We start from the raw sequence: 2,203 nt of genomic DNA, 5'->3' as shown, positions 1-2,203 counted from the left end.
TCAGGGCGAGTTGATCGCGAACCTCGCTCGGTATGCGCATACCACACCAACGACGCAGAGACCGTGAAGCAACGCGTTGATTCTTTACGAGCCCTAAGGCAGGCCAAGTTTCATTGCTGCGGCCGCGACCGCTTCGTCGACCGGGTGCGAGCCGATTGGCTGCGGGTCTGAGTAGATCGGCCCGATGACAAGGATGCGCGTGTGGGGCAGTCCGGCATGGAGACGGCGCAATGTGTCTACCGCGGCGGTCTGGGTTTGTGTCGGGCCGACGTCGTTACGTGATCCCTCGACAACCACCAAGTCTGGCGCTGCCGCAACGGCGTCGTTGACCCGCTGCGCGTAGGGCCGTCCGCCCGGTTGCGTGCCGCCGGTGGTGTAGCCCGAGCCGCCCTGCCCGTCCAGACGTAGCGTGAGCCCCAGCCGATTGGCGACCAGCGCGGGCCAGCCTTGCGATCCGTTCCCGCCCTGGGCGCTTCCGCCGGCAATGCTGTCGCCCAGGACGAACAAGCGCAACTGTGCTGTGGTGGCGCCGACCGGGATGTTGCCGATCATGATCAAGAGGGTGCCCAGCAGGATCATTAGCACCGGTACGCGGCGCCGCGACCGACTCAAACGCTGGGACTTCGCAGATATGCCCATGGCGCTGAAGCTAATGCGCTAACCGGAATGTCACCAATGCACTACGCCGACGGGATAGCCGCGATGTGCCCGGGCGCGCGGACGGACCGGTGAGCGCATCACGCCGGAGCACCGCAACGACAGCCTCAGCCAGATGCCGCGGCTGACCGCCACACCCGTGGTGCGCCGCAGCGTCCGGCATCCGGATCGCGGGTACCCCATTCCGGTCCTTGGCGCAGTCCGTCCGGAGGGTCTGGTCAGTGTCGCGGATGTCGAAGCCGTCCGCCCGCAGCTGGTTCACCGCGGCGTCCATGTAGCGCGTGGTGAACAGCTCGAGGGCGTTGAGGACCAGGCCCAGGGCGCCGATCTGGTCTTCCATGCCGTCCTGTGCGTGCCGCGATGATCCCCGACAGCGGGCACTCAATCAGCCAGCAGCTCACCACGCCCATCCGACCCGCATACCGCGTGTGCTATACACCGGGGGTGTCTGTCCCCGACCATCCGGGACAGACACCTCCCGGGCGTTTGAAGTCGGTGGCCACCGCTTCCTCGGCTCATGTGCCCGGCACGTGCTCTCGCGGCTCGCGTGATTCCGGTACCCGCGTGGGTGCCAGGGCGAGGAGGGCCACGTCGTCGTCGATGGTGGGGCGTACGCGGAGAGGTCCTGCCAGAGCGCGGTGACGAGGTGTGCGCGGACGTGCCGTTCGGGCGCACGGCGGTCCGGGCGGGGACGGTGATGTCAGTCGGGGTCCGAGCCCGACCCCTCGTCCCACAGCGCGAGCGGTGTCGCACCGGTCCGGTAGCCGTTCTCGTCCAGCAGATGGCCGCTCAGTTTCATGGGCCACAAGGCGACCGTGCGGTCGGTGACGGTGAGGTCCGGGGCCCGGTCGGCGAGGCGGGTCTCGAAGCGCTGGGCGTCGTCGAGGGAGCGTACCCAGGCGACGAGGTGCAGTCCGCGCACCGGTCCTACTGGGCGATGCCGTCCACGAAGTCGAGGGGGCGTGGTCCCCACAGCGTGTGTTGCCCGCAGGTCAGCGAGCGTCACCGGATTCGGTCACCAGGCCGCGGCGTCGGGCCATCTCCAGCCCGGCCGCGCCCGGCCTCGACGGCGCCACCGTCCGCGTTGGGGCGCGCCCTGCCAGGGCCCCGGCAGGAGCCGCCGGCACCGGAGGAGTACGCACCTCGCCGAACAGCTCCGGGCGCCGGGCCCGCAGCGCCTCGGCCGCCGCCTGGATCTGCGTCTCGTCCGCGTCCGCATCAGAGATCAGCAGACGCTCCGCGTCCGTCAGGTCCTCACCCGACGCAAACAGCGCCACCAGTGCCCCGCGGCGCAGCGCCGACCGCTCCCGCTCAGCCGCCGCCTCCTCACGCCGGACGGCCTGCAACTCCCGGTCAGCGGCTGCCTGTTCGCGTCGCTCCGCGCACGAGAGGCCCGAGCGCGGTGCCTGTCACTGTCGGTGTGTCAGACGGCCGGTTCCCGGACGGCGGTGGGCTTGGTGGTGAGCAGGGCCGTGATCTCATCGGCGAGGTGCGGGCCGAGCTCGCCCCAGCCGTCCTTGTAGCCGTAGACGCCGGCCAGGGTGCG

The 2,203-nt window shown here is 69.9% G+C and carries 3 protein-coding genes and 2 pseudogenes; all 5 read right to left on the bottom strand.

Annotation, left to right across the window (positions count from 1 at the left end; all coding sequences use genetic code 11):
• Window positions 1–93: 93 nt before the first annotated feature.
• Window positions 94–552, bottom strand: a complete 459-nt coding sequence (locus tag ACFC8N_RS48810; RefSeq protein ID WP_376296094.1) for an SGNH/GDSL hydrolase family protein — start codon at window positions 550–552, stop codon at window positions 94–96.
• Between the two features lie 322 nt (window positions 553–874).
• Window positions 875–1,006: pseudogene (locus tag ACFC8N_RS48805) on the bottom strand (Tn3 family transposase); the annotation flags it as partial.
• 351 nt (window positions 1,007–1,357) lie between these two features.
• On the bottom strand, window positions 1,358–1,579 hold the full coding sequence (locus ACFC8N_RS48800; protein WP_356040605.1) for a hypothetical protein: 222 nt from the start codon (window positions 1,577–1,579) through the stop codon (window positions 1,358–1,360).
• A 70-nt stretch (window positions 1,580–1,649) separates the two neighbouring features.
• Window positions 1,650–1,934 (bottom strand): hypothetical protein, encoded by a 285-nt coding sequence (locus ACFC8N_RS48795; RefSeq protein WP_376296093.1) that lies wholly within the window; start codon window positions 1,932–1,934, stop codon window positions 1,650–1,652.
• A 146-nt stretch (window positions 1,935–2,080) separates the two neighbouring features.
• Window positions 2,081–2,203: pseudogene (locus tag ACFC8N_RS48790) on the bottom strand (glutamate synthase); the annotation flags it as partial.

The organism is Streptomyces sp. NPDC055966 (assembly GCF_042269865.1).
Classification (GTDB): domain Bacteria; phylum Actinomycetota; class Actinomycetes; order Streptomycetales; family Streptomycetaceae; genus Streptomyces.
This window is presented reverse-complemented; position numbering and strand designations above follow the sequence as displayed.

Coding starts and splice junctions, on each gene's coding strand:
- ACFC8N_RS48810 (WP_376296094.1), bottom strand. CDS start 552: ATGATCGGCAACATCCCGGTCGGCGCCACCACAGCACAGTTGCGCTTG.